Genomic DNA, 26,704 nt, shown 5'->3' on the forward strand with positions numbered 1-26,704 from the left:
TGGCCTCTGATGACTTTGGAGGGGATATGGAAGAAGACAAGATCCAGATCGGCTGCGAATCGATAATCAACGGCCTTGCCGTACCGACGTTCATCATCGATCTCCGGCACAGGCTCGTTTGTTGGAACCATGCCTGCGAGAAAATCACCGGCAAGTCGGCAGTCGAGATGGTCGGCACAGACAATCATCGACGGATCCTTTATGACCAGGAACGGCCGACGATGGCCGATCTGATCGTCGATGGTGCCGACGCCAAGACACTTCGTCAGCACTACGGTGAAAAGCGCCTGACCCGTTCTTCCCTGCTCGATGGGGCCTATGAGGCAGAGGATTATTTTGCGCACTTGGGCGAGGATGGTCTATGGCTTTACTTTACCGCTGCGCCGCTGCGTGATGCGCAGGGTCGCATGCTCGGCGCAATAGAAACTCTTCAGGACGTTTCCGATCGCCATCTCGCCGAGCAAACGCTGCTGAATTATCAGAAGAATCTCGAGAAAATCATCCAGCTACACACTGCTCAGCTGGCCGAGACCCAGCAGCAACTGGTGCACGCTGAAAAAATGGCCTCGATCGGCCAACTCGCCGCCGGCGTCGCCCACGAGCTCAACAACCCGATCGGTTTCGTCAATAGCAACCTCAATACCCTCGAAACCTATCTCGCGGATCTCTTCGCGATCGCCGACGCTTATGCGCAGGCCGAGCTCGCCTACGGGATGGAGTCGCCGCCGTTCGAGCGTGCCCGCCAGCTCAAGGAGGAAAAGGATTACGACTTCCTGCGCAACGACATCCTGGCGCTGTTGCACGAATCGAAAGAGGGGCTCTCGCGCGTCGCGCGGATCGTGCGCGATTTGAAGGATTTTTCTCATGCCGGCAACACTGCGATGCAGTGGGCCGACCTGCATGCCGGGCTCGAATCGACGCTCAACATCGTCTGGAACGAGCTGAAATACAAATGCACCGTCACCAAGCGTTATGGCGAACTGCCTCCGGTCTGGTGCGACATTTCGCAGCTCAACCAGGTGTTCATGAACCTGCTCGTCAATGCTGGCCACGCGATCGCCGAGAAGGGCGAGATCACGATCGCCACCGGCCGCGAAGGCGACAAGGTGTTCGTCGCGATCAGCGACACCGGCAGCGGCATCGCGCCGGAGAACCTCAAACGCATTTTCGATCCCTTCTTCACCACCAAGCCGGTCGGCAAGGGCACGGGTCTCGGCCTGTCGCTCGCCTATGGCATCGTGCAGAAACACCGGGGCAACATCGAGGTAAAAAGCGAGCTGGGCAAGGGCAGCACCTTCACCGTCTGGTTGCCGATCGAGCCGCCGACGCAGACCGCCGAGACGCAGACTGCCGTCTTGCCAGCGCCGACTTTGCAACAGCCATGAACGCATCCCAGACACCTCCGGCGCCAGCGCGCATCCTGTGCGTCGATGACGAACCATCGATTCTCGCCGCGTTGAAGCGCGTCTTCCGTCCTCACGGCTATACCGTGCTGACGGCCGGCTCCGGTCAGGAAGCGCTCGAGCTGCTCGCCAAGGAGCCGGTCGATTTGGTGATCAGTGACATGCGCATGCCACAAATGGATGGTGCGCAGCTTCTCGAACAGGTCTTCCAGCGCTGGCCCGAGACGAAGCGCATCTTGCTCACCGGCTACGCCGATGCCAATGCCACGATCGCGGCGATCAATCTGGGCCATATCTGGCGCTATGTCGCCAAGCCTTGGAACGATGCCGAACTGGTGAGCGCCGTCGAGCAGGCGCTGGCCCACAGCCGGTTGGAGCGCGAGAACGCCGCGCTCGTCGCGCTCACAAAGCGGCAGAACGAAGAGTTGCGCCGGCTCAATGCCGGCCTGGAAGAAAAAGTCGCGGCGCGCACCGCGGAATTGCAACAAATGCTCGGCATGGTGGAAACAGCCCATGCCGAGCTGAAAAAAGGCTTCATGACCACCGTCAAGGTGCTCTCCAGCCTGTTCGAGCTGCGTGGCGGCAAACTCGCCGGCCACTCGCGCCGCGTCGCCGAGACGGCGCGCCAGCTCGTCCAGGTGCTCGCGCTCGACGAAGCGGCCGCCCAGGACGTGTTGCTCGCAGCGCTGCTGCACGACATCGGCAAGATCGGCCTGCCCGACCATCTGCTCGACAGGCCGTTCATTACGCTGCTGGCCGAAGAGCGTGCCCAGGTCATGACGCATCCGCAGCGTGGCGAGCTGGTATTGAAGGCGGTCGAACAGCTCAAGAATGCGGCCGTGCTGGTGCGCCACCATCACGAATGCTTCGACGGTAGCGGCTATCCGGATCATCTGGTCGGTCTGGCCATCCCTCTGGGCGCGCGCATTCTCGCCGTGGCCAACGATTTCGATGCCCTGCAGCTGGGCACGCTGGTCAGCCGGCCGTTGAAACCAGCCGAGGCGCGCTCCTATATCTTCGAAAACCGTGGCAAGCGCTATGACCCGCAGGTCGTCGATGCCTTCATGGCCAAGGTCGCCGATCAGATCCCCGAGGAAGTGCAGGAGCTGCCGATGCGTCCCGGCACCTTGCGTCCCGGCATGGTGCTGACGCGCGATCTCATGCATCCCGACGGCTACCTGCTGCTGGCCAAGGGCCAAGCAGTCGATGCGCAGGTGATCCAGCAGCTGCTGAAGATCGAATCGCTGGAAGGCCACCGATTGACACTCTATGTCCGGCCGGAGAAGTGACGATGGAAGCCTTCGTCTGGAGCGAGCGTTTCGAAACCGGTTTCGCCAGCGTCGATGCGCAGCACCGCCATCTCGTCGCCCTCGTCAATCGGGTCGGCGACATGCTCCTCGATGCGAATCCGGGCTCATCCGGGATCGAGGAAGTGTTCCGCGAGCTTTCGACCTACGCAGCGACACACTTCCGCGGGGAAGAACGCCTGATGCAGGAGAACGGCGTCGATGCGCGCCATCTCGAGCATCACCGCAAGTCGCACCGTGATTTCGTCGAACAGGTCAAGGAGATGTGGAACCAGCGCAAATTGATGTCGGCGCCGGCGGAAACCCTGCATGGCTTCCTCGTCGCCTGGCTGAGTTTCCACATCCTCGGCGAGGATCAGCAGATGGCACGCGAAATCATGCGCATCCGCCAAGGCAAGAGCCCGGCCGAAGCCCATGAGCTCGAACACACGCGCGGCGAACGCTCGACGACGGCGCTGATCACCGCGCTGAAAAACCTCTATGCGGTACTGCTGCGCCTGAACCGCGACATGGCGCAGATCAATGCCCGTCTCGAAGCCGAGGTCGCCGAACGCACGAAAGAGCTACTACAATCGGAAAAGCTCGCTTCGATCGGCCAACTCGCCGCCGGGGTGGCACACGAGATCAACAATCCGATTGGTTTCGTCACGTCCAATCTCGGTACGTTGGGTCGCTATGTCGATCAGCTGCTGCGGCTGGCCGACCTAGGCGCCGCGACGCCGCAAGGCGAGGCGATCAGCCAGGAAATCGATCTGGCCTACCTGAAAACCGATGTCGCCGACCTGCTGCGTGAAACGCGCGCGGGACTCGAACGAGTGCAAAAGATCGTCGTCAATCTCAAGGATTTCTCGCGCGTCGATCAGGCGCAATGGCAGGAAGCCGACCTGCTTGCCGGCCTCGAGAGCACGCTTGCCGTCGCCGCCCACGAATTGAAGTACAAGGCGGACATCAAGCGCGATCTCGCGCCACTGCCGCCGGTGCGTTGCATGCCGGCGCAGATCAACCAGGTGTTCCTGAACCTGCTGGTCAACGCGGCACAGGCAATCGCCGGTCACGGCACGATCACATTGAAAAGCGGACGCGCCGGCGACCGTGTCTGGATCGAGATCACCGATACCGGTTGCGGGATGGATGCAGCCACCCAGCGCCGCCTGTTCGAGCCGTTTTTCACCACCAAGCCCGTCGGCAGCGGCACCGGGCTGGGACTGTCACTGAGCTGGGACATCATCAACAAACACGGCGGCAGCATCGACGTCGACAGCACGCCGGGCAAAGGCACGACGTTCCGCATCTGGCTGCCGATTTCTGGACCCAGCGGAGGACACGAGGCCGGTTAGCCGTGCTACCCTCTCGCGCCGCCGTCCATTGATTGGCGCAGCATCGTTACCATGCATCCGATCCACCACTTTCCAATCACTACCGTCTGGCCCGGCTCGCCCTACCCGCGCGGCGCCACCTGGGATGGCGAAGGCGTCAATTTCGCGCTGTTTTCCGAGCATGCCGAAAAGGTCGAGCTGTGCCTGTTCGATCCGTCCGGTCAGCATGAAATCCAGCGCATCACGCTGCGCGAGCAGACCGATCTGGTCTGGCACTGTTATCTGCCCGAGGCGCGCCCCGGACTGCTCTACGGTTATCGCGTTCATGGGCCTTACGACCCGGTGCGCGGCCACCGTTTCAACCCGAACAAGCTGTTGCTCGATCCCTACGCCCAGGACATCGTCGGGCCGCTCATCTGGAACGACGCCCATTACGGCTATCAGGTCGATGCCCTGCATGACGATCTGTCCTTCGACCGCCGCGACAACGCGCCGTGGATGCCGAAGTGCCGCGTCACCGATCCGGCGTTTTCCTGGGGGGATGATCGTTCGCCGAACATCCCCTGGCACGAGATGGTGATCTACGAGCTGCACGTGCGCGGTTTCACGATCGAGCATCCGGACGTCCCGCCCCCGCTGCGCGGCACTTATGCGGGGTTGATCACCGCGCCGGTGATCAACCATCTCAAGCGGCTGGGCATCACCTCGGTGGAGCTGATGCCGATCCACAGCTTCATCGACGACCGCCATCTGGTCGATCAGGGCAAGCGCAATTACTGGGGCTACAACTCGATCGGCTTTTTTTCGCCCGAGCAGCGCTATTCGGCGAGCGGCTCGCCGAAGGAATTCAAGACGATGGTCAAGACGCTGCATTCGGCGGGCATCGAGGTGATCCTCGACGTGGTCTATAACCACACCGCCGAAGGCAACCATCTGGGGCCGACGTTGTCGTTCAAGGGCATCGACAACAGCGTCTATTACCGTCTGCAGCCCGACGCGCCGCGTTATTACCGCGATTACACCGGCTGCGGCAACACGCTCAACCTCGAACACCCGCGCGTGCTGCAGCTGGTGATGGATTCTCTACGCTACTGGGTGCAGGAGATGCACGTCGACGGCTTCCGCTTCGATCTGGCCGCCGCGCTCGGTCGCGAGCAGCATACGGTGAATCACTTCGGCGCTTTCTTCGACATCCTGCACCAGGATCCGATCCTCTCGCGCGTCAAGCTGATCGCCGAGCCGTGGGACCTCGGCGAAGGCGGCTATCAGGTCGGCAATTTCCCGTTGGGCTGGGCAGAATGGAACGACCGCTACCGCGATTGCATGCGCGCTTTCTGGCGCGGCGATGGCGGCAAGATCGGCGAATTCGCCACAAGGCTGACCGGCTCCTCCGACCTCTACGCCCGCAACGGCCGCCGCCCCTATGCGAGCATCAATTTCATCACCGCGCACGACGGCTTCACGCTGCACGATCTGGTCAGCTATGAACACAAACACAACGAGGCCAACGGCGAAGGCAACCGCGACGGCACCGACAACAACCTGTCTTGCAACTACGGCGTCGAAGGCGAGAGCAGCGATCCTGGCATCTGTGCGCTGCGCGCGCGCCAGAAGCGCAACCTGCTGGCCACCTTGCTGTTCTCGCAGGGCGTGCCGATGCTGCTTGCCGGCGACGAGATGGGCCGCACCCAGCATGGCAACAACAACGCTTACTGTCAGGACAACCCGCTCGGCTGGGTGAGCTGGAATCTCAGCGCGGATGATCGGGAACTGCTCGAATTCGTCGCCCGGTTGGTCAGGCTGCGCCACCGTCACCCGGTGTTCCGGCGGCGCAATTTCTTTCAGGGACGGCCGATCCGCTACTCGTCTGATACCGGCATCAAGGACATCCACTGGCTCAAGCCCGACGGCACCGACATGAGCGACGAGGAATGGACGCAGGATTACGCCCGCTGTCTTGGCGTCTATCTGTCCGGCGAGGCGCTCGGCGAAGTCGATCGCCACGGCCGCGCGATCCGCGACGACAACTTCATCCTGCTGTTCAACGCCCATGTCGACCGGATCGATTTCGCCCTGCCCCGACTGTGTGACGATTGCCTCTGGCAGGTGCTGATCGACACCCATTACCACGCCGGCCTCAAGCCTGATGGCCGTTTTCGCGGCGGCGAACGTTATCCGCTCGAAGGCCGCACCCTTGCGCTGCTCAGCCAGCAAACCGCTGCAACTCAAACCGCCCCATGAACGAGACCGCCCTCGAACGCCTCGCCGAGGCCTGCGGCATCGCCCGCGAATATCACGACATCTGGGGCGGCCATCATCCGACCTCGGCGAGCACGCAGCGTGATTTGCTCGCCGCGATGCACTTCGACCTCACCCGCGATGCCGAAGAGCTGCTCGCCGAATTCGCGGCGGCCCAGCGCACCCTCCCTGCGCTGCCTGATGAGGCGATGGCGCAATGCTGTCATCTGCCGGCCGTACTCGCCGAGGGTGGACGGCTGTGGGGCTTGAGCGTGCAGCTCTACAGCCTGCGATCAGGGCGAAATTGGGGCATCGGTGATTTCACCGATCTGGCCGCGCTGGTCGAACTGGTCGCCGCGGCCGGCGGCGATTTCATCGGACTGAACCCCTTGCATGCGCTATTTCCGGACGATCCGACGCGCATCAGCCCCTACAGCCCTTCGCACCGCGCTTTCTTGAACGTGCTCTACATCGATGTCGAGGCCGTGCCGGAATTCGCCGCCTGTGAGGCCGTCCAAAGCCGTATCGCCAGCGCCGAGTTTCAGGCGCAATTGACTGCGCTGCGCGCGCAGCCGTTGGTCGATTACCCTGGCGTCGCCCGGCTCAAACTCGAGATCCTGCGGGCGCTGTTCGATTTCTGGCGCGCCCATGCCGGCGCCTGCCTGGCCGGCTTCGCCGTCTGGCGCGAAGCACAGGGCGAGGCACTGGAACATTTCGCGCGCTTCGAGACGCTCCAGGCGCACTTTCGCGCACAAGACCCGGACTGCTGGGGCTGGCCAGCCTGGCCGGAGGAATACCGTGACCCGGCCTCACCCGCTGTCGCCGCTTTTGCCGAGAATCACGCCGTCGAGATCGACTGGCATGCCTGGCTGCAATGGCTGGCGGATTCGCAGCTGGCCGCGGTCGCCGCACGCGCGCGCGAGCGCGGCATGGCGATCGGTCTTTACCGCGATCTGGCCGTCGGCGCCCATCCGGGCGGCGCGGAGGTCTGGCAATGGCAGGATGTGTTCGCGATCGGCAATGGCGGCGCCCATACCGGCGCGCCGCCCGACGATCTCAATCTGCTCGGTCAGGACTGGGGACTGCCGCCCTTGATCCCGCATCGCCTGCGCGAAGCCAGTTATGCGCCCTTCATCGAGGTATTGCACGCCAACATGCGCCACGCCGGCGCCTTGCGCATCGATCATGTGATGGGATTGTCACGCCTGTTTTGGGTACCGGCCGACACGCCGGCAACCGAAGGCGCTTATGTCCATTACCCCTTCGCTACGCTGCTCGGCCTCGTGGCACGCGCGAGTCTCGACCATGCCTGCCTGGTGATCGGCGAGGACTTGGGCACCGTGCCCGAAGGTTTCCGCGAGCGGCTCTTCGCTGCCGGCGTGCTCTCCTACCACCCGCTGATCTTCGAGCGTTATCCCGACGGCAATTTCCGCCTGCCCGTCGACATGCCGCGCCAGGCGCTCGTCTCGGCCAGCACCCACGACTTGCCGACGCTCGCCGGTTTCTGGCAGGGCGTCGATCTGGAGATTCGCACGCGATTGATGCTGTTTCCGAGCAGCGCAGTGCGCGAGCGGCTGATCACCGAACGCGGCTGGGATCGCGGCCGCTTGCTGTGGGCGCTGGAGCGCGAAAATCTGCTCCCTACGGGAGTCAGCAAGGACCCTGCTGCGCTGCCGGACCTGACGCCGGAAGTCATCGCTGCGATCCACGCCTATCTCGCCCGCAGCCCGGCGATGTTGCTGTCCATCCAGCCCGAGGACGTCTTCGCCTGCCGCGATCAGATCAACGTGCCGGGCACGCTCGAAGACCAACATCCGAACTGGCAGCGCAAGCTGCCGCAGCCGCTGGAAGAGTGGCCGATGCTGCCGGGCTGGTATGCCGTGATCGACGCTGTGCGCGCCGAGCGCTGAACGGTGCTATGCGCCCCAGGCGCCGAGAAACTCCCGCCAGTGCGCTGCATCGATCTTCGCCAGCGCGTCGCGCACGCTGGCCACTTCCTCGTCGTGCTCCGCGACGGACATTTGGCCACGCATCATCTGGAAGCGCAGATAGACGAGGTAGGTGTTGACGACATCGGTCTCGCAATAATCGCGGATCGCCCCGATCTCGCCAGCAAGCCACGCACTCCAGACCGCGCCGCCGTCCATGCCGAGTTTGCCAGGAAGCCCCATCAGCTTCGCCAGCTCGTCGAGCGGCGCGTTGGCGCGCGGCTGATAGAGCGCCAACAGATCCATCAGATCCAGATGGCGCGTGTGGTAACGACTGATGTAGTTGTTGAACTTGAAGTCGCGGCTGTCCTTGTAATCGCCCTCGCCCATCTCCCAGTAGCGCGGCGCGGCGATGCCGTGGATCAACCCGCGGTAGTGCAGCACCGGCAAATCGAAGCCACCGCCGTTCCATGAGACGATCTGTGGCGTGTATTTTTCGATACCGGCGAAGAAGCGCCGGATGATCTCGGCCTCGGTGAGCTTCGGCTCGGCCAGCGACCAGACCTTGAAGCCCTCGTCGCTCCTCATCACGCAAGAGATGACGACGACGCGTTGCAGATGGAGCGGCAAAAAATCCGAGCCGTTCTTTGCGCGCTGCTTCTGGAAGGCGAATTCTGCCACCTCGGCATCGGGCAGCGATTCCGGCAGATCATGGAGAAGTCGCAGCCCCGCGATATCGGGGATCGACTCGATGTCGAAGACAAGAACAGGAGTCACGCCGGAAACACGCCGGTCGAGAGATAGCGGTCGCCGCGATCGCAGACGATGCTGACGATCACCGCGTCCTCGACTTCGGCGGCGATGCGCAGCGCCACCGCCATCGCCCCACCGGACGAAATGCCGGCACAGATGCCCTCCTCGCGGGCGAGCCGACGCGTCATTTCCTCGGCGTCATGCTGGCTTACGTATTCGATCCGGTCGATGCGCGAGAAATCGCAGATCTTCGGCAGATACTCCGGCGGCCATTTGCGGATGCCCGGAATCTGCGCGCCTTCTGCCGGCTGACAACCGATGATCTGGATGGCCGGATTCATTTCCTTGAAGTAGCGCGAGCAGCCCATGATCGTGCCTGTGGTGCCCATGCTGGAGACGAAATGGGTGATGCGGCCTGCCGTGTCGCGCCAGATTTCCGGGCCGGTGCCGCGGTAGTGCGCGAGCGGATTGTCCGGGTTGGAAAACTGGTCGAGCATGATGCCGCGTCCAGTGCCAACCAGCCGCTCGGCCTCGTCGCGCGCGCCTTCCATCCCGGCTGCCTTCGGCGTCAGTATCAGCTCGGCACCATAGGCGCGCATCGACTGCCGCCGCTCGATACTCTGGTTCTCCGGCATCACCAGCACCATTTTGTAGCCGCGCATCGCCGCCACCATCGCCAGCGCAATGCCGGTGTTGCCCGAAGTCGCCTCGATCAGCGTGTCGCCTGGCTTGATCTCGCCGCGCTTTTCGGCTTCCAGGATCATCGACAGTGCCGGCCGGTCCTTGACCGAGCCGGCCGGATTGTTGCCCTCGAGCTTGGCAAGAATCACGTTATTGCGCCGCGCATTCTCGGCGCCAGGTAACCGTTGCAGGCGCACCAGCGGAGTATTGCCGACAAAGTCTTCGAGAGTATGCGTGTTCATTTGCCGGAGAGATAGCTGACGTATTCCCTCACACCCTGCGCGACATCCCGGAAAGGTTCCGTGTAGCCGGCCTCGCGCAGCGCGGAAATATCGGCCTGCGTGAAGCTTTGATATTTGCCTTTCAATGCCTCGGGGAAAGCGATGTATTCGACGATGCCGGCATCGACCATCTGCGCGAGCGAAAGCGGCGGCTCGCCTTCCAAGGCACGGCAGGCGTTGACGGTGGCGAAGGCGATGTCGTTGAACGGTTGCGCCTGGCCGGTGCCGAGGTTGAAGATGCCAGACTTACCCGGATGGTCGAGAAAGAACAGATTCACCTTGACGACGTCCTCGACATAAACGAAATCGCGCCGCTGTTCGCCGTTGCCATAACCGTCGCAGCCTTCGAACAGCTTCACCTTGCGGCTTTCGCGATATTGGTTGAAGTGGTGGAAGGCGACCGAGGCCATGCGCCCCTTGTGCTGCTCACGCGGCCCATAGACGTTGAAGTAACGAAAACCCACCACCTGCGAGGCCGGCTCTTCCTGAGCCAGACGCCGGCGAACCACCTGGTCGAAGAGGAATTTCGAGTAGCCATAGACGTTCAGCGGCCCCTCGTGCTCGCGTGCCTCTTTGAAGATGCGCCCCGCCCCATAGACCGACGCGGAGGAGGCATAGAGGAACTGCACCTCCTGATCGAGACAATGATCCAACAGCGTCAGGCTGTAGCGGTAATTGTTCTGCATCATGTAATGGCCATCGCTCTCCATCGTGTCCGAGCACGCCCCTTCGTGGAACACCGCTTCGAGCACACCGTCGAAATGGCCCTGCTGCAACAGCTCGAGGAATTCGTGCTTGTCGAGATAGTCGGCAATCTCGCAATCGACCAAATTCTTGAATTTGTCCGCCTTCTCGAGGTTGTCGACGGCGAGGATATTGTCGATGCCGCGCTCGTTCAACGCCTTGACGAGATTCGAGCCAATAAACCCGGCCGCACCGGTGACTACGTAATACATACTCATTCCCACTACCGTCCGGTTAAATCGTGAATAGATTCAGTTGGTTGCGCGGCACACCCTGTGGAAGAATGCACTCGCTGGCTGGAAAGGCTTGCTGCAAGGGCATCTTCTCGAACAGGGTGACCGACAAAATCTGTAGCAAAGTGTAGAGCGAGGCGTCCAGTTGCAGTTTCTTCTTGATGATGGCAACGAGCACATAGACCGACACGGCGATCCAGATTTGCGTCTTGACCGCATTCTCCGATGTTCCGAAAAACCGTTTGATCCGCAAATGCTGCTTGATCCACTTGAAGAACAACTCGACTTGCCAGCGATTCTTGTAGAGCGCGCAGATCGTCGTGGCCGGCAAGGTCATCTGGTTGGTAAGGAAGATGAGCGTCTTGCCTGTCTCCGGATCGTTGAAGCGCACCCGGCGCAGCTGGGCGGGATACTCCTGCCGGGTGTAGAAACCATCGAGCGCAATGCGCTGATCGCAGATGACGCCCGTGGTTCGGTCGGTTGGCACCGAATAGACACGATGCCAGCGCATGTTCGACTTGGCGCGTGTGACGAAGAACGCCCCGGCCAGGTGCAGCGCATGCAAGCGGGCGAAATCGACGTAGCCCCGATCCATGGTGTAGATGGCCCCGGGTTCCAGTTCGAGCAGATCGAGGGCATGCACGTCGTGCAGTTTGCCGTCGGAGACATGGATAAAGCTGGGAATGCTGCCCTTCAGGTCGAGCAGCGTATGCATCTTCACCGCCGCCTTGGTGGTGCGAAAGTGCGCCCACGGAAACACCGACAGGCACAGGTCGATGGTGGTCGAGTCCAGCGCATAGACGGTGTTCGACAGATCGAGTCCCAAGTCCTCGCTCATATACAGTTTGCGGGCTTGCATGATCAAGCGACTGGCAAAAGCTTCCCAGATGCGCCAATCTCGCGACTCGTTGGCGTCGGCCAATGTCGATCTGGCCACCGGAGCGCGAAACCCCATGTGGTAGAGCTTCGCCGATTGGGCCAGCAGGCAGGCCTCGATGTCCCGCAGGCTCTCCCGGTAGGTCAGTTGCGCAAAGGCCATGGCCCGGAATTGCTCGGCACAGGTCAGCGCCCGCACCCCCTTGTCGCCGCCGTGTCGTGCCACGATCCGATGGAATGTCTTCCACGGCAGAAAGTCCATGATCTGGGCGAACAGCGTCTTGCCGGTGTTCATGGCAGTCTCCGGGCCAAAGCTCGGAATTCTGCGGGAACCCCGTTTCCGATTTCAAATCGGAGACACCCCTCGTCGCTCGGAAACCTGCATCAGTCATGGCTTACAGCGGTTCACCCTCTCATTTAACCGGACAGCAGTGACTCATTCCTTCAACCCAGATTGTCCATTGGAACGCGAGCGGGTTTCGAAGGCGAGGGCGAGCAGGTTTGCGTCCCCGCGACGAGCCAATAACAGTGTCTATTGGCGAGGAACGGGGGCGCAAAGATGCCGCCCGCAGCTCGAAAACCGCCGCGTAGGGCGATGAGATGATCGTATCGAATGTTCATGGCGAATCTGCCCGGTCTAATGGACAATCTGGGTTCAACTCTTCCAGAGAACAGGTGGCGGTGCCGAGCTTGCCGACGACGATACCCGCCGCGCGGTTGGCAAGCCGCACCGCTTCGATGAGGGGCTGCCCGGCGGCGAGCATCACCGCCAGCGTGGCGATCACGGTATCCCCCGCACCGCTGACATCATAAACCTCGCGCGCCTGCGCCGGCTCGTGAATCGCCCCATCCGCAGTAAACAGCGTCATGCCTTCTTCCGAGCGCGTCAGCAGCACGGCATCGAAGCCGAGCTCGGCGCGCAGCTTCGTCACCCGGGCGGTCAGGTCTGTTTCATCCTGCCAGCGGCCGACGACCTCACGCAATTCGGCGCGGTTGGGCGTGACGATGCTCGCCCCCGCATAGCGCGTGTAGTCGTCGCCTTTGGGATCGACGAGCACGGGTTTGCCGTATTCCTTGGCGATGCGGATCATCTCGGCGATGTGGGTCAGCCCGCCCTTGCCATAGTCGGAGAGGATCACGACCTCGCAATCATCGATGCGCTGGCGGAACTCGGCCAGCTTCGCTTGCAGCACCTCGTGAGCCGGCCAGTTCTCGAAGTCGATGCGCAGCAGTTGTTGCTGGCGGCCGATGACGCGCAGCTTGACGGTGGTATTGAGCTGCGCATCTTCATGGAGACTCGCCTCGATCGCCGATTCGGCCAACAAGCGGGCGAGCGACTGGCCAGCCTCATCGGCGCCGACGACCGAAAGCAGAGTCGCCTGCGCGCCGAGCGCGGCGATGTTGCGTGCGACATTGGCCGCGCCGCCGGGACGCTCCTCGGTGCGCTCCACCTTGACCACCGGCACCGGCGCTTCGGGTGAGATGCGCGAGACCTCACCGAACCAGTAACGGTCGAGCATCACGTCGCCGACGACGAGCACACGGGCAGAAGCCGTATCGGGCAGATTCATGGCGAAAGATCGAATTCTTCGGTGCGTTTCGGGGGGAAAGTCTCCCAGCCGCCGCAGGCTGGGCAGCGCCAGTGGAACTGACGCGCCTTGAAACCGCAATCGTCACAGCGGTAACGCGCCACGCGCCGGGTGTGGGTATGGATCAGGTTCTTGACCAATTCCAGATCGGCACGTCGCTCCGGTGGCGCGAGCAGGAGCTGCGCTTCGAGCAGCTTGTCGAGCCCCAGCAGAGTGGGATTGCGCCGCAGTTCGTCGCGCACCAAGCCATAGGCGGCTTGCGGACCATGAACCCGTAACTCCGCCTGGAACACGGCATCGAGGAGATCGAGCGACGAATGGCGTTCGAGATAACCGCGCAGCAGCTCGATGCCCGCCTGCTCGCGGCCAAGCTGTCGGAATGCAGCCATCATCTTGTCCGCAGCGAGCGACAGATGCTGCGGGTTTTGTTGTTCGATTGCCTGCCAGTGGCCGATCGCCGCCTCCGGAGAGCCGGCCTTCGCTTCGAGCTCGCCGAGCATCAGCGTGGCGCGCACGCAGCGGCGGTTGGTCGCCAGCGCGGTCTCGATGTGCTGGCGCGCCATTTCGTAACGGCCGTTGAGCAGATCGGAGGCCGCTAGCTCGCAATGGAATTGGGCGATTTCTTTTTGCCAGAGATGCTCCGCATGGCCAGGCATCTGGTTGGCGATGGCAATGGCTTTTTCCCAATCCTTCTCGAGCTGATAGATCTCCAGCAGGTTGCGCAATGCTTCCTCGTCACGCGCGGTGCCGCGCAGTTTGAGGAAGACCTCCTCGGCGCGATCGAGCAGCCCCGCCTTCAGATAATCCAGGCCGAGTTCCGTCAGGGCTTGCAGGCGCTGTTCTTCGGTCAGTTGGGAGAGCGAGGCGTCGCGGTCGATCAGGTGCTTGTGCACGCGAATCGCGCGGTCGGTCTCGCCGCGCCGGCGAAACAGGCTGCCAAGCGCGAAATGCAGTTCGACGGTCTCGGGATCGATGCGCGCCGCTTCGAGAAACGCCTCGATCGCTCGATCGGGCTGCTCATTGAGCAGGAAGTTGAGGCCGGTGAAATAGGAGCGCGGTAAGGCGCGCGATTCGCTGACCACCTGCTTGATGTCGATCCGCGCCGCCAGCCAGCCGAAGCCGAAAAACAATGGCAGCGCGAGTAGCCACCACAGTTCGATTTCCATTATCAGGTCTTCGGCCGATCCGTCGGCTCGGGCGCGGTGGCTCGACGTTCGAGACGGCTGACCCTGCGCCGCAGCCGGATCACCTGCGGCAGCAGGGCCAATAATCCGAGAGCGACGCCGATCGCCAGCGCCGCCAACAGCGCCAGCGACAAAGGCACGCGCCAGACGGTATCGAAGTAGAAGCGCAGCTCCACATCCGAAGCATTCTTGATCGCCAGGCCGAGCAGGACGACGAACAGGACGCCACGCAGGAGCCAGAGCAGTGCGTTCATCGGCAGGGCGTTTATTTACCGGCCTGGTCGACGCGCTCGCGCAACTCTTTGCCCGCCTTGAAATGCGGCACGTACTTGGCCGGCACCTCGACCTTGACGCCGGATTTCGGGTTGCGGCCGATGCGCGGCGGACGGTAGTTGAGCGAGAAGCTGCCGAAGCCGCGAATCTCGATGCGCTCCCCTTTGGCGAGGGTTTCCGCGAGCGCATCGAGAATCACTTTGACGGCCAGATCCGCATCTTTTGCCACCAGCTGTGGAAAGCGCTGGGCCAGACGGGCGATCAACTCGGATTTGGTCATGGCCCCGGCTTATTGCTGATTGAGCTTGGCCTTCAGCAAGGCGCCGAGATTGGTGGTGCCGGTCGCGGCGGACGCCGATTCGGCCGAAAGCTTTTGCATCGCCTCGGCTTGCTCGGCCTGCTCCTTGGCCTTGATCGACAGGTTGATCGAACGCGACTTGCGATCGACATTGATGATCATCGCCTCGATGCTGTCGCCGACTTTCAGGTGTTGCGACAGGTCTTCGATGCGCTCGCGCGAGAACTCGGAAGCGCGCAGATAGCCTTCGACATCACCACCGAGATCGATCACCGCGCCCTTGGCATCGACGCTCTTCACGATGCCGCTCACCAGGCTGTTCTTGTCATGCGTGGCGATGAAGCTGGTGAAGGGGTCGCCATCGAGCTGTTTGATGCCGAGCGAAATACGTTCCTTCTCGACGTCGATCGACAGCACCACGGCCTCGACCTCGTCGCCCTTCTTGTAGTTCTGCTTGGCTTCCTCGCCGGGCAGCGACCAGGAGAGGTCGGACAGATGCACCAGGCCGTCGATGCCGCCGGGCAAGCCGATGAAGATGCCGAAGTCGGTGATCGACTTGATCGCGCCTTTCACCTTGTCGCCCTTCTTGTGGTTCATCGCGAATTCTTCCCACGGGTTGGGCTTGCACTGCTTCATGCCCAACGAGATGCGACGGCGGTCCTCGTCGATTTCGAGGATCATCACCTCGACTTCGTCGCCGAGCTGGACGACCTTCGACGGGTGGATGTTCTTGTTGGTCCAGTCCATTTCGGAGACGTGCACCAGACCTTCGATGCCCTGTTCGATCTCGACGAAGGCGCCGTAGTCGGTGAGATTCGTCACTTTGCCGAACAGGCGCGTGCCGGCGGGGTAGCGGCGCGCGATGCCGATCCACGGATCCTCGCCCAGCTGCTTCATGCCCAAGGAAACGCGGTTTTTCTCCTGGTCGAACTTGAGCACCTTGGCGGTGACTTCATCACCGACGTTGAGCACTTCGGACGGGTGACGCACGCGCCGCCAGGCCAGATCGGTGATGTGCAGCAGGCCATCGATGCCGCCGAGATCGACGAAGGCGCCATACTCGGTGATGTTCTTGACGATGCCCTTGACGATCGTGCCTTCCTGGAGGCTTTCCAGCAGCTTCTGACGCTCTTCGCCCATGTTGGCTTCGAGCACGGCACGGCGCGAGAGTACTACGTTGTTGCGCTTGCGGTCGAGCTTGATGACCTTGAACTCGAACTCCTTGCCTTCATAAGGCGTGGTGTCCTTGACCGGACGGGTATCGACCAACGAGCCAGGCAGGAAGGCGCGGATGCCGTTGGTCATGACGGTGAGACCACCTTTGACCTTGCCGGTGATCACACCCTTGACGAGGGTGCCTTCGTTCATCGCCTTTTCGAGATCGTTCCAGGCGGCGATACGCTTGGCCTTTTCGCGGGAAAGGCGGGTTTCGCCATAGCCGTCTTCGAGCATCTCGATGGCGACCTGGACGAAATCACCTGGCTTGACTTCGATTTCTCCACGGTCGTTCTTGAATTCCTCGACCGGGATGAAAGATTCGGATTTGAGGCCCGCGTTGACGACCACGAAATTCGGATCGACACGGACGACTTCGGCCGTGATCACTTCGCCGGCGCGCATTTCCTTGCGCGAGAGGCTTTCTTCGAACAGGGCGGCAAACGATTCGTCGGCGGGATTCACGGCAGCAGCGGTAGCAGACATAGGGTTGAAGGTTGAAGGAAAAAAACCGTCAGACGACGGGTGGGTTGATGAACGGCAGACGGCGACGGACGCTGTCCATCACCGCTGCCACGGCTTGGTCGATGTTCAATGACGTGGTATCCACGAGATCGGCATCGGGCAATTGCTTCAAGGGTGCGACGGGTCTTGCGGCATCGCGGGCATCCCGATCTTCGAGATCCCTCACGATATCCTGCAAAAGGGGACGCATGTTATCAGGCATTCCCTTCTCGATCAACTGCTTATATCGTCTTTCGCCCCGCGTCTGCGCGGAGGCGGTCAAAAACACCTTGACGGGCGCGTCGGGGAACACCACCGAACCCATGTCGCGGCCGTCCGCGACCAAGCCGGGAAAGCGGCGGAAAGCGCGCTGGCGGTCGAGCAGCGCGGCGCGCACGGCAGGAAAGGCGGCGATCTTCGATGCACCATTGCCGATGGTCTCACGACGAATCGCCTCGGTCACGTCCTCACCGGAAAGGAAGATTCTGTCGTCGCGAAATTCCACCGGCAGCGTGGCGGCGATCGCTGCGACCCCGACTTCGTCGTCGAGCGAAACATCTGCCTTCAGCGCCGCAAGCGCGGTCAAGCGATAGAGCGCGCCGCTGTCGAGGAAATGAAAGCCCAACGCTTTCGCCACCCGCTGCGCCACGGTGCCCTTGCCCGAGGCCGATGGACCGTCGATCGCGATCACCGGCGCGGCGATGCGGGCAAAGACGTCGAAATAATCCGGGAAGGTCTTTGCGACACAGCCTGGCTCCAGGATGCGCACCGGCACGCCGCCCAAGGCAACCAGCGAGAAGCACATCGCGATGCGATGGTCATCGTAGGTGGCGATCGCGACATTGGGTATCAAACTCGGCGCAGGCAAAACGGCAAGCCAATCTGCACCCTCCTCCACCGTCGCGCCGAGCTTTCTGAGCTCGGTCGCCATCGCCGCGATGCGATCGGTCTCCTTGACGCGCCAGGAGCCGATGTTGCGCAAGGTACAGCGGCCGTCGGCAAACAGCGCCGCCACCGCGAGCGTCATCGCCGCATCGGGGATGTGGTTGAGGTCGAGGTCGAAGGCTCTCAGTCTGCCCAGTGGCCCGCCCGAGGCGGGCGCGCTGGCCTCGATCCAGTTTTCGCCCCAGACGATCCGCGCCCCCAGTGTTTCGAGCGCGTCGGCAAATTTCACATCGCCCTGGATGCTGTGGCGCCCGACGCCTTCGACGCGCACCGGACCACCGCCGATCGCGCCTGCGGCAAGAAAGTAGGAAGCGGCCGAGGCATCGCCCTCGACATGCAAGCGCCCCGGACTGCGATAGCGCTGCTTGGCCGGTATCGTGAAGCGCCGCCAGCCATCGCGCTCGACCGTCACGCCAAAGCGCGCCATCAGGTTGAGCGTGATCTCGATGTAGGGCTTCGAGATGAGCTCGGTCGTCAGCTCGACCACCGTCGTCTCGCCCGTGAGTGGCAGCGCCATCAACAAGGCCGTGAGGAACTGCGATGAAACATCGCCGCGCACCTTGATCGGCGCAGCGGGCCTGAGCTGCGCCGGGAAGATTTCCAGTGGCGGAAAGCCTGCGTTGCCGGCATAGCGCACATCGCAGCCGATCTGCCGCAAACCATCGACCAGATCGCCGATCGGCCGCTCGTGCATGCGCGCCACACCCGAGAGCCTGTAATGACCGCCGGAAAGCGCCAGCACCGCGGTGAGTGGCCGGATCGCCGTGCCGGCGTTGCCCATGAACAGCTCGCCCTGTTTGACCGGAAACACGCCGCCAGCGCCACGCACCCGCCAGCAGTTCTGCCCTTTCGCCTCGAGCCCGATGCCGAGGGAAGCCAAGGCGGTAAGCATCACGCGCGTGTCGTCGGAATCGAGCAGGTCATGGATTTCCGTCGCCCCTTCGGCGAGCGCGGCCAAGAGCAGCATGCGGTTGGAGATGCTCTTCGAGCCCGGCAGCTTCACCGTGCCGGCGGCGTTCGAGAGCGGCGGGAGGTCGATGAATGCCATCACTCGCCCACCGGCGCTTGCGCTTCCAGCCAGGCATCCCGCCGCGCGCGAGCCGTGGCGAACATGCTTTCCAGCCCCGCACTGTCGGCGCTGGCGAGCATCACACGCGTCTTCATGAGCTCGACCATGAAGGCATCGACCTCTTTCATCAGCGCTTTGCGATTGGCGATGCAGATGTCGCGCCACATTTCCGGATGGCTGCTGGCGATGCGCGTGAAATCGCGAAAGCCGCTGGCGGCAAAGGAAAACAGTTGATCGGCATTGTCGCGCAGCGCCAGATCATGCACCAGCGCGAAGGCCAACAGATGCGGCAGATGGGAGACCGCCGCGAACACGCGGTCGTGCTCCTCGGGCGAGAGTTCCGAGACTTTCGCGCCGGCAAGTTCCCAGACCTTGCGAATCGCCGCCACGTCTTCGGGTCGGTTTTCGGGCAACGGGGTGAGCACGACGCGTCTTCCCAGGTAGAGATCGGCTTTCGCAGCGGCTACTCCGCTCTTCTCGGCTCCAGCGATCGGATGGCCGGGAATGAACTGACCGATCTTGTCACCCAGCGCCTGCCGCGCTGCGGCAACGACGTCGCATTTGGTGCTGCCACCGTCGGTGACGAGAGTATCAGGCCCAAGATACGGCGCGATCGCCTGCATGACCGGCAGTATCTGGCCGACCGGCATGCCGAGGAACACCAGGTCGGCGCCCTGCAAGGCGCTTTTCCAGTCGCAGGCGATCTCGTCGATGACGCCGAGCTCCAGCGCCCGCTCCAGCGACGCGCGGCTGCGGCCCAGGCCGACGATATGCGGGCAATCGTGCCGTCCCGCCAGCGCCGACTTGATACTCAAGGCAAACGAGCCACCGATCAGACCGACGCCGCAAATGACGAGCTTGCCCATCAGAGACTCTTCTCCAGCGCTTCGAGAAAGCGCAGGTTTTCGCTTTCCAGGCCGATCGTCACACGCAGATGATTCGGCAAACCATAGCCGCCGATCGGCCGCACGATCACGCCCTGTTTCAGGAGTTTTTGGTTGACCGCCGCGCCATCGGGCACGGCGAAGGTGACGAAATTACCGTGCGAGGGAATGTGCTCCAGCCCCAGGCGTTTGAGGCCGGCGACGATCTGCTCCATACCGCGACGGTTGAGCTGATAGCTCTCGGCGACGAACAAGTGGTCGTCGAGCGCCGCGGCTGCGGCCGCAATGGCGAGATTGTTGACATTGAAGGGCTGACGCACCCGGTTCATCAGGTCGGCAATCTCGGCTGAAGCCACCGCGAAGCCGACACGCAAGCCCGCCAGACCATAGATCTTCGAGAAAGTGCGGGTAACGATCAGGTTCGGAAAATCCTTGATCCAAGCCACGGTATCGACGCGCTCGGCCGGCGGCAGGTACTCGTTGTAGGCTTCATCCAGCACCACTGCGACATCGGCCGGCACCTGGGCGATGAATTCGCGCACTTGCGGATAGGGCAGGAAATTGCCGGTAGGGTTGTTCGGATTGGCGATCCAGACCACGCGCGTGTCAGGTCGGATCGCCGCCTGCATCGCCGTAAGATCGTGGCCATAGTGTTTCGCCGGGGTCACGATGCATTCGGCGCCAGTGGCCATCGTCGCCAGTGGATAGACGGCGAAGGCATGCTCCGAGAACACGGCCGAGCGTCCCGGCGCAAGGAAGACCCGCGCGGCCAGATCGAGCACGTCGTTCGAGCCATTGCCGAGCACGATCTGTTGCTGGGCGACGCCCAAATCCTGAGCGAGCTTCGCGATGAGCTCGAACTGATCGGGATAACGCTCGACTCCTGCCAGGGCCTTCTCGACCGCGGCGCGCGCCTTCGGACTCATGCCCAAAGGATTTTCGTTCGAGGCCAGCTTGACGATCTTGTCGACGGCCAGGCCCATCTCGCGGGCGAGTTCGGTGATCGGTTTGCCGGGCACGTAAGGGGAAATCTTGCGGACGTAGGGCAGTGACTGATCGAAGATGCTCATGAATGAATGACTACGCTCTCAGTTGGCGGCTTTGGGGTAGGAACCGAGTTCTTTGAGGAAGCCGACGCAGCCCTTCAGCTCTTCGAGCGCGGCGGCGACGTTCGCATCGCTGCGATGGCCTTCGACATCGATGAAAAACACATATTCCCAGCGTGAATTGCCGAAGCCGCGCGCCGGCCGCGACTCGAAGCGCGACATCGAAACGGCGTGGTTCTTCAGTGGCGTGAGCAGGTCGTGCACCGCGCCGGGCTTGTTCTGCGCCGAACAGACGAAGGAGGTCTTGTCATTGCCCGAAGGCCCGGCGTCGTGCGTGGCGAGCACGACGAAGCGCGTGGTGTTGTTCGGATCGTCTTCGATGTTGGCGGCGAGGATGTTCAGATCGTAAAGACGCGCCGCCGCTTCGCCGGCGATCGCACAGGCTTCGACGTCTCCGGCCGCCAGACGGGCGGCCTCGGCATTGCTCGCTACCGGCACGCGCGGCAGATGGGGCAGGTTGCGGTTCAACCACTCGTGGCACTGGGCGAGCGACTGGGCGTGGGAATAGAGCTTTTTCACCGCATCGAGCGAGGCGGCCTTGCTCATCAGATTCTGATGGATGCGTAGATTCACCTCGCCGCAGATCATCAACGGCGAAACGAGCATCTGATCCAGCGTGCGGCCGACCGAGCCTTCGGTCGAATTCTCGATCGGCACGACGCCGTAATCGGCCTGCCCCGCCTCGACGGCGCGGAACACGTCGTCGATGGTGAGAAACGGTGTGAAGGTCGGTGCCGAGCCGAAATGCTTCTTCGCCGCCGATTCCGTGAAAGTGCCGGCCGGGCCGAAATAGGCGATTTTGAGCGGCTGCTCGAGGGCGAGACAAGCCGACATGATCTCGCGGAAGATCGTGCGTACGGCCGCCTCCGGCAGCGGGCCGGGATTCATTGCAGCGATGCGGCGCAACACCTGCGCCTCGCGCTCGGGGCGATAGAGGTTGCCGTGCTTGATTTCGCCAACCTTCTGAGCCAACTTCCCGCGGTCGGAGATCAGGCGCAGCACTTCATCATCGATCGCATCGATGCGCTCCCGTAAGCGGGCGAGCTCTTCGGCTGGATCGACCATCAATGTTCCTGCGGCAGATAACGCACCGCCAGCACGCCGTCGATCTTGGCGATCGCATCGATCACCGTCTGCGGCACCGGGCTGTCGACATCGACGAGCGTGTAGGCGATATCCCGCTTCGACTTGTTCATCATGTTGTGGATGTTCAATCCGGCCCCGGCAAGCACTGCGGTGATTTGCCCCACCATGTTCGGCACGTTGGCGTTGGCGATCGCGATGCGAAAGGCCGATTCGCGCGGCATCACCACGTTGGGAAAGTTCACCGCATTGACGATGTTGCCATCGATCAGATAGTCGCGCACCTGGTCGGCGACCATGATCGCGCAGTTTTCCTCGGCCTCGCGCGTCGAGGCGCCCAGGTGGGGCAAAGCGATGACCTGCGGATGAGTATTGACGCGCGGGCTCGGGAAGTCGCACACGTAGCAGGCCAGGTGCTTCGCTTCCAGTGCCGAAAGCACCGCCGCCTCATCGACGACACCGTCGCGAGCGAAATTGAGCAGCACGGCGCCATGCTTCATCAGCGCGATGCGCTCGGCATCGATCATCTTCTTCGTCGCATCGATGAGCGGCACATGCAGTGTGACGAAATGGCTGCCCTTCAATACTTCGGCAAGCGAATTGGCCTTTTTCACCTGCGCAGGCAGGCTCCAGGCCGCATCGACGGTGATCTCGGGGTCGAAACCGATCACCTGCATGCCGAGCTTGATCGCCGCATCGGCGACCAGACAGCCGATCTTGCCCAGACCGATCACGCCGAGGGTATGGCCGGAAAGCTCGAAGCCCGCATAGGCCTTCTTGCCGGATTCGACCTTCTTCTCCATCTCGGGATCGTTAGGATCGAGCGCGGCGACGAAGCGCAGCGCCGCCGGCAGGTTTCGCGCCGCCATCAGCATGCCGGCGAGCACCAGTTCCTTGACCGCGTTGGCATTGGCTCCTGGCGCGTTGAACACCGGCACGCCGCGCTGGCTCAGCGCGGCGACCGGGATGTTGTTGGTGCCCGAACCGGCGCGGCCGATCGCCAGCACGGATTTGGCAATCTCGACACTATGCAGATCGGCCGAACGCAGCAGGATCGCATCCGGCGCAGCGATTTCCTTGGCGCAGACGAAACGCTCGCCCAGGCGCTTGAGGCCATTTTGCGAGACATTGTTGAGGACGAGGACCTTGAACGGCTCAGCCATGATTCTTCTCGAACTCGCGCATGTATTCGACGAGAGCTTCGACGCCGGCCTTGGGCATCGCGTTGTAGATCGAGGCGCGCATGCCGCCGACCGAGCGGTGACCTTTGAGCTGCACCAGGCCGCGTGCCTTGGCGCCCTTGAGGAACTCGTCGTCGAGCGCGGCGTCCCTCAACGTGAAAGGAATATTCATCCGCGAACGATCTTGTCTGCGCACCGGGTTGCGGTAGAACTCGGTGGAATCGAGGTAGTCGTAGAGGAGCTTCGCCTTTTCGATGTTTTTCTGTTCCATCGCCGCCACCCCGCCGTTTTTCTTCAGCCACTGGAACACCAGGCCAGCGATGTAGATCGCATAGGTGGGCGGTGTGTTGTACATCGACTCGGCATCGACATGGGTCTTGTAGTCGAGCATCGCCGAAGGCGCCGGCTGCGCCTTGCCGACCAGATCCTCGCGGACGATGACGATGGTCAGCCCCGCCGGGCCGATGTTCTTCTGCGCGCCGGCGTAGATCAGGCCGTATTTGCTGACGTCGATCGGCCTCGACAGGATGTTCGAGGACATGTCGCAGACGAGCGGCACGTCGCCGGTATCGGGTGTCCAGTGAAACTCGACGCCGCCGATGGTCTCGTTGGCCGTGTAATGCACATAGGCGGCATCCCTGGAAAGCTTCCAGTCGGCCTGCGCCGGCGCATAAGTGAAGCCCTCGTCTTCGCTGCTGGCGACGACATTGACGGTGCAAAAGTTCCTGGCCGCCTTGATCGCCTTCTTCGCCCATTCGCCGGTATGCACGTAGTCGGCCACCGACCGGCCGGCAAGCAGGTTCATCGGCACCATCTCGAACTGCAGGGAGGCGCCGCCTTGCAAAAACAACACCTTGTAATTCGCCGGAATGGCCAGCAGCTCCCGGAGGTCGGCCTCGGCCTGGGCGGCAATGCTCATGAACTCCTTGCCGCGGTGGCTCATCTCCATCACCGACATGCCGGCGCCATGCCAGTCGAGCATCTCCGCGGCGGCCTGCTGGAGGACTTCTTCGGGCAGCGCGGCCGGGCCGGCGCTGAAGTTGAATACGCGTGCCATTGCTTACTCCTCGTCTTCGGTTTCGATGACCTTTTCGATGCCGGCGAGCTTGGTGCCGTCATCCAGATTGATGAGCCGTACGCCCTGAGCGGAGCGCCCGGTTTCGCGCACTTGATCGACACGGCTGCGAATCAGCACGCCGCCGGTGGAGATCAGCATCACTTCGTCGTTCTCCTCGACCAGCACGGCACCGATGAGCGCGCCGTTGCGCTCGCTGGTTTGGATCGCGATCATGCCCTTGCTGCCACGGCCATGCTTGGTGTATTCAGCGATCGGTGTTCTCTTGCCGTAACCGTTTTCGGTTGCCGTCAGCACGTTGAGTGACTCGTCTTTGGCCACCAGCATGCAAATGACCTTTTGTCCTTCCTCCAGCATCATGCCGCGCACGCCGCGCGCCTGGCGTCCCATCGGCCGCACGTCGTCTTCGGCAAAGCGCACTGCCTTGCCGGCATCCGAAAACAGCATCACATCGCAGCTGCCGTCGGTGATCGCGACGCCGATCAGATAATCGCCCGCGTCGAGATTGACGGCGATGATGCCCGCTTTGCGCGGATTGGCGAATTCGGTCAGCGGCGTCTTCTTCACCGTGCCTTGGGTGGTGGCCATGAAGACGAAGTGCGCCGCGTCGAAAGTCGGCGTTGGCAACACGGCAGTAATTTTTTCGCCTTCCTCCAGCGGGAAAAAGTTGACGATCGGCTTGCCACGCGAAGTGCGCGAGCCCTCCGGCACCTCATAGACCTTGAGCCAATAGACACGGCCGCGATTGGAAAAACACAGCAGGTAATCGTGGGTGTTGGCGATGAACAGCCGTTCGACGAAATCGTCCTCCTTGACCGCCGCCGCCTGCTTGCCCCGGCCGCCACGTTTCTGTGTGCGATAGTCGTCGAGACTCTGGCGCTTGACGTAGCCACCGTGGGAAAGCGTCACGACCATGTCCTCACGCGCGATCAGGTCTTCGAGATTGATGTCCGCGGTCTGCAAGACGATCTCGGAGCGGCGCCCGTCGCCGAACTGCGCCTTGATGGCAACGAGCTCGTCGGCAATGATCTTCGTGATGCGCTCAGGCCGGGCGAGGATGTCCAAGAGATCCTCGATCTGCGTCATCACTTGCCGATATTCGGCGACGATCTTGTCCTGTTCCAGCCCCGTCAAACGCTGCAGGCGCAGATCGAGGATCGCCTGCGCCTGCACGTCGGATAGCGCGTAGCCGCGGCGCGACCAGCCGAACTCCGGCGCCAGTCCCTCGGGACGCGAAGCCTCGGCCGCGGCACGCGCGAGCATCTCCTCGACCAGCGTGGAGCGCCAGGTGCGCGACATCAACTCGCGCTTGGCCTCCGCGGGCGTGGGCGCCGCCTTGATCAACGCGATGATCTCATCGACGTTCGACAGCGCCACCGCCAAGCCTTCCAGCACGTGACCGCGCTCGCGCGCTTTGCGCAATTCGAACACGGTGCGACGCGTCACCACCTCGCGGCGGTGGGACAGGAAGCATTCGATGAGCTGTTTCAGATTCAACGTCTGCGGGCGGCCGTCGACCAGCGCCACCATGTTCATGCCGAAGGTGTCCTGCAGTTGCGTCTGCTTGAACAGGTTGTTCAAGACCACCTCGGGCACCTCGCCGCGGGCGAGCTCGATCACCACGCGCATCCCGGATTTGTCGGATTCGTCCTGAATGTGCGCGATACCCTCGATCTTCTTCTCCTTGACCAGCTCGGCAATCTTCTCCAGCAGTGTTCTTTTATTGACCTGGTAAGGGATCTCATCGACGATGATCGCCTGGCGGCCGGATTTCAGCTCCTCGAAATGGGTGCGCGCGCGCATGATCACCCGACCACGGCCGGTCAGATAGCCCTCGCGCACACCCGAGAGGCCATAGATCAGCCCGGCCGTGGGGAAATCCGGTGCCGGCACGATCTTGATCAGCTCCTCGATCGTGATTTCCGGATTTTCCAGCAAGGCGAGACACGCATCGATCACCTCGCCCAGGTTGTGCGGCGGGATGTTGGTCGCCATGCCCACGGCAATACCGGCGCTGCCATTGATCAAAAGATTCGGGATCTTCGCCGGCAGGACGAGCGGCTCCTTTTCCGAACCATCGTAGTTCGGGCCGAAATCGACGGTTTCTTTCTCGATGTCGGCCAAGAGCTCATGGCCGATGCGGGCCATGCGCACCTCGGTGTAACGCATCGCCGCGGCATTGTCGCCGTCGACCGAACCGAAGTTGCCCTGGCCATCGATGAGCATATAGCGCAAGGAAAAATCCTGCGCCATGCGCACGATCGTGTCATAGACCGCGGTATCGCCGTGCGGGTGATATTTACCGATCACGTCACCGACGATGCGTGCCGACTTTTTATAGGGCTTGTTCCAGTCGTTACCCAGCTCGTGCATCGCATACATCACGCGCCGGTGCACCGGCTTCAGACCATCGCGCGCATCGGGGAGCGCCCGACCAACGATCACGCTCATCGCGTAATCGAGATAGGAGTGGCGCATCTCCTCTTCGAGACTGACGGGAAGGGTTTCCTTGGCGAAAGCGGTAGCCATTTGATCTGG

21 protein-coding genes are annotated in these 26,704 nt (G+C 62.3%); 5 read left to right on the forward strand and 16 right to left on the reverse strand.

Features of this window, described 5'->3' with window-relative positions:
• The first annotated feature begins 26 nt into the window (after window positions 1–26).
• Genes EL335_RS06625 through malQ form a run of 5 tightly spaced genes read left to right on the forward strand, consistent with a single transcriptional unit; the run spans window position 27 to window position 8,174 of the window.
• The gene (locus tag EL335_RS06625) at window positions 27–1,385 is read left to right on the forward strand and encodes an ATP-binding protein (protein WP_172600046.1); all 1,359 of its coding nucleotides are present in this window, start codon (window positions 27–29) and stop codon (window positions 1,383–1,385) included.
• Window positions 1,382–2,692 (forward strand): response regulator c-di-GMP phosphodiesterase, NosR family, encoded by a 1,311-nt coding sequence (nosR, locus tag EL335_RS06630; RefSeq protein ID WP_126445289.1) that lies wholly within the window; start codon window positions 1,382–1,384, stop codon window positions 2,690–2,692. The genes EL335_RS06625 and nosR overlap by 4 nt, the downstream gene beginning before the upstream one ends.
• Before the next feature lie 2 nt (window positions 2,693–2,694).
• A complete protein-coding gene (locus EL335_RS06635) occupies window positions 2,695–4,047 on the forward strand; it encodes a bacteriohemerythrin (protein WP_126445291.1) in 1,353 nt (450 codons plus the stop codon).
• A 51-nt stretch (window positions 4,048–4,098) separates the two neighbouring features.
• A complete protein-coding gene (gene glgX, locus EL335_RS06640) occupies window positions 4,099–6,267 on the forward strand; it encodes a glycogen debranching protein GlgX (RefSeq protein ID WP_126445293.1) in 2,169 nt (722 codons plus the stop codon).
• Window positions 6,264–8,174, forward strand: coding sequence for a 4-alpha-glucanotransferase (malQ, locus tag EL335_RS06645; RefSeq protein ID WP_126445295.1), 1,911 nt, complete (start codon window positions 6,264–6,266; stop codon window positions 8,172–8,174). The genes glgX and malQ overlap by 4 nt, the downstream gene beginning before the upstream one ends.
• A gap of 6 nt (window positions 8,175–8,180) precedes the next feature.
• On the opposite strand, the gene EL335_RS06650 is transcribed toward malQ, so the two are convergent.
• From EL335_RS06650 to gyrA, 16 genes are all read right to left on the reverse strand, one after another.
• Window positions 8,181–8,969, reverse strand: coding sequence for a 3'-5' exonuclease (locus EL335_RS06650; protein ID WP_126445297.1), 789 nt, complete (start codon window positions 8,967–8,969; stop codon window positions 8,181–8,183).
• Window positions 8,966–9,868 (reverse strand): cysteine synthase CysM, encoded by a 903-nt coding sequence (gene cysM / locus EL335_RS06655; protein WP_126445299.1) that lies wholly within the window; start codon window positions 9,866–9,868, stop codon window positions 8,966–8,968. The genes EL335_RS06650 and cysM overlap by 4 nt, the downstream gene beginning before the upstream one ends.
• The gene (gene rfaD, locus EL335_RS06660) at window positions 9,865–10,863 is read right to left on the reverse strand and encodes an ADP-glyceromanno-heptose 6-epimerase (protein ID WP_126445301.1); all 999 of its coding nucleotides are present in this window, start codon (window positions 10,861–10,863) and stop codon (window positions 9,865–9,867) included. The genes cysM and rfaD overlap by 4 nt, the downstream gene beginning before the upstream one ends.
• Window positions 10,864–10,885: 22 nt before the next feature.
• Window positions 10,886–12,055, reverse strand: coding sequence for an IS4 family transposase (locus tag EL335_RS06665; RefSeq protein WP_126443682.1), 1,170 nt, complete (start codon window positions 12,053–12,055; stop codon window positions 10,886–10,888).
• A gap of 322 nt (window positions 12,056–12,377) precedes the next feature.
• Window positions 12,378–13,331 carry a D-glycero-beta-D-manno-heptose-7-phosphate kinase gene (gene rfaE1 / locus EL335_RS06670; RefSeq protein WP_126445303.1) on the reverse strand — a complete coding sequence of 318 codons (954 nt, stop codon included), beginning with the start codon at window positions 13,329–13,331 and terminating at the stop codon, window positions 12,378–12,380.
• Window positions 13,328–14,515, reverse strand: coding sequence for a lipopolysaccharide assembly protein LapB (gene lapB / locus EL335_RS06675; RefSeq protein WP_126445305.1), 1,188 nt, complete (start codon window positions 14,513–14,515; stop codon window positions 13,328–13,330). The genes rfaE1 and lapB overlap by 4 nt, the downstream gene beginning before the upstream one ends.
• A gap of 2 nt (window positions 14,516–14,517) precedes the next feature.
• Window positions 14,518–14,787 carry a lipopolysaccharide assembly protein LapA domain-containing protein gene (locus EL335_RS06680; RefSeq protein WP_126445307.1) on the reverse strand — a complete coding sequence of 90 codons (270 nt, stop codon included), beginning with the start codon at window positions 14,785–14,787 and terminating at the stop codon, window positions 14,518–14,520.
• A gap of 11 nt (window positions 14,788–14,798) precedes the next feature.
• Window positions 14,799–15,086, reverse strand: coding sequence for an integration host factor subunit beta (locus EL335_RS06685; RefSeq protein ID WP_126445309.1), 288 nt, complete (start codon window positions 15,084–15,086; stop codon window positions 14,799–14,801).
• Between the two features lie 9 nt (window positions 15,087–15,095).
• The gene (rpsA, locus tag EL335_RS06690; RefSeq protein WP_126445311.1) at window positions 15,096–16,805 is read right to left on the reverse strand and encodes a 30S ribosomal protein S1; all 1,710 of its coding nucleotides are present in this window, start codon (window positions 16,803–16,805) and stop codon (window positions 15,096–15,098) included.
• A gap of 28 nt (window positions 16,806–16,833) precedes the next feature.
• The gene (locus EL335_RS06695; protein WP_126445313.1) at window positions 16,834–18,816 is read right to left on the reverse strand and encodes a bifunctional 3-phosphoshikimate 1-carboxyvinyltransferase/cytidylate kinase; all 1,983 of its coding nucleotides are present in this window, start codon (window positions 18,814–18,816) and stop codon (window positions 16,834–16,836) included.
• Entirely contained in the window at window positions 18,816–19,703 is an 888-nt protein-coding gene (locus EL335_RS06700) for a prephenate dehydrogenase (RefSeq protein WP_126445315.1), read from the reverse strand. Before EL335_RS06700 ends, EL335_RS06695 begins: the two co-directional genes overlap by 1 nt.
• Window positions 19,703–20,791, reverse strand: coding sequence for a histidinol-phosphate transaminase (gene hisC, locus EL335_RS06705; protein ID WP_126445317.1), 1,089 nt, complete (start codon window positions 20,789–20,791; stop codon window positions 19,703–19,705). Before hisC ends, EL335_RS06700 begins: the two co-directional genes overlap by 1 nt.
• A gap of 18 nt (window positions 20,792–20,809) precedes the next feature.
• Window positions 20,810–21,892: a prephenate dehydratase gene (gene pheA / locus EL335_RS06710; RefSeq protein ID WP_126445319.1), complete on the reverse strand. Its 1,083-nt coding sequence runs from the start codon at window positions 21,890–21,892 to the stop codon at window positions 20,810–20,812.
• A complete protein-coding gene (locus EL335_RS06715; RefSeq protein ID WP_126445321.1) occupies window positions 21,892–23,073 on the reverse strand; it encodes a phosphoglycerate dehydrogenase in 1,182 nt (393 codons plus the stop codon). Before EL335_RS06715 ends, pheA begins: the two co-directional genes overlap by 1 nt.
• Entirely contained in the window at window positions 23,066–24,148 is a 1,083-nt protein-coding gene (serC, locus tag EL335_RS06720; RefSeq protein ID WP_126445323.1) for a 3-phosphoserine/phosphohydroxythreonine transaminase, read from the reverse strand. The genes EL335_RS06715 and serC overlap by 8 nt, the downstream gene beginning before the upstream one ends.
• Window positions 24,149–24,151: 3 nt before the next feature.
• Window positions 24,152–26,695 (reverse strand): DNA gyrase subunit A, encoded by a 2,544-nt coding sequence (gene gyrA / locus EL335_RS06725; protein ID WP_126445325.1) that lies wholly within the window; start codon window positions 26,693–26,695, stop codon window positions 24,152–24,154.
• Between the last annotated feature and the right edge of the window lie 9 nt (window positions 26,696–26,704).

Origin of the sequence: Sulfuricystis multivorans (genome assembly GCF_003966565.1) — a bacterium.
GTDB lineage: Bacteria > Pseudomonadota > Gammaproteobacteria > Burkholderiales > Rhodocyclaceae > Sulfuricystis > Sulfuricystis multivorans.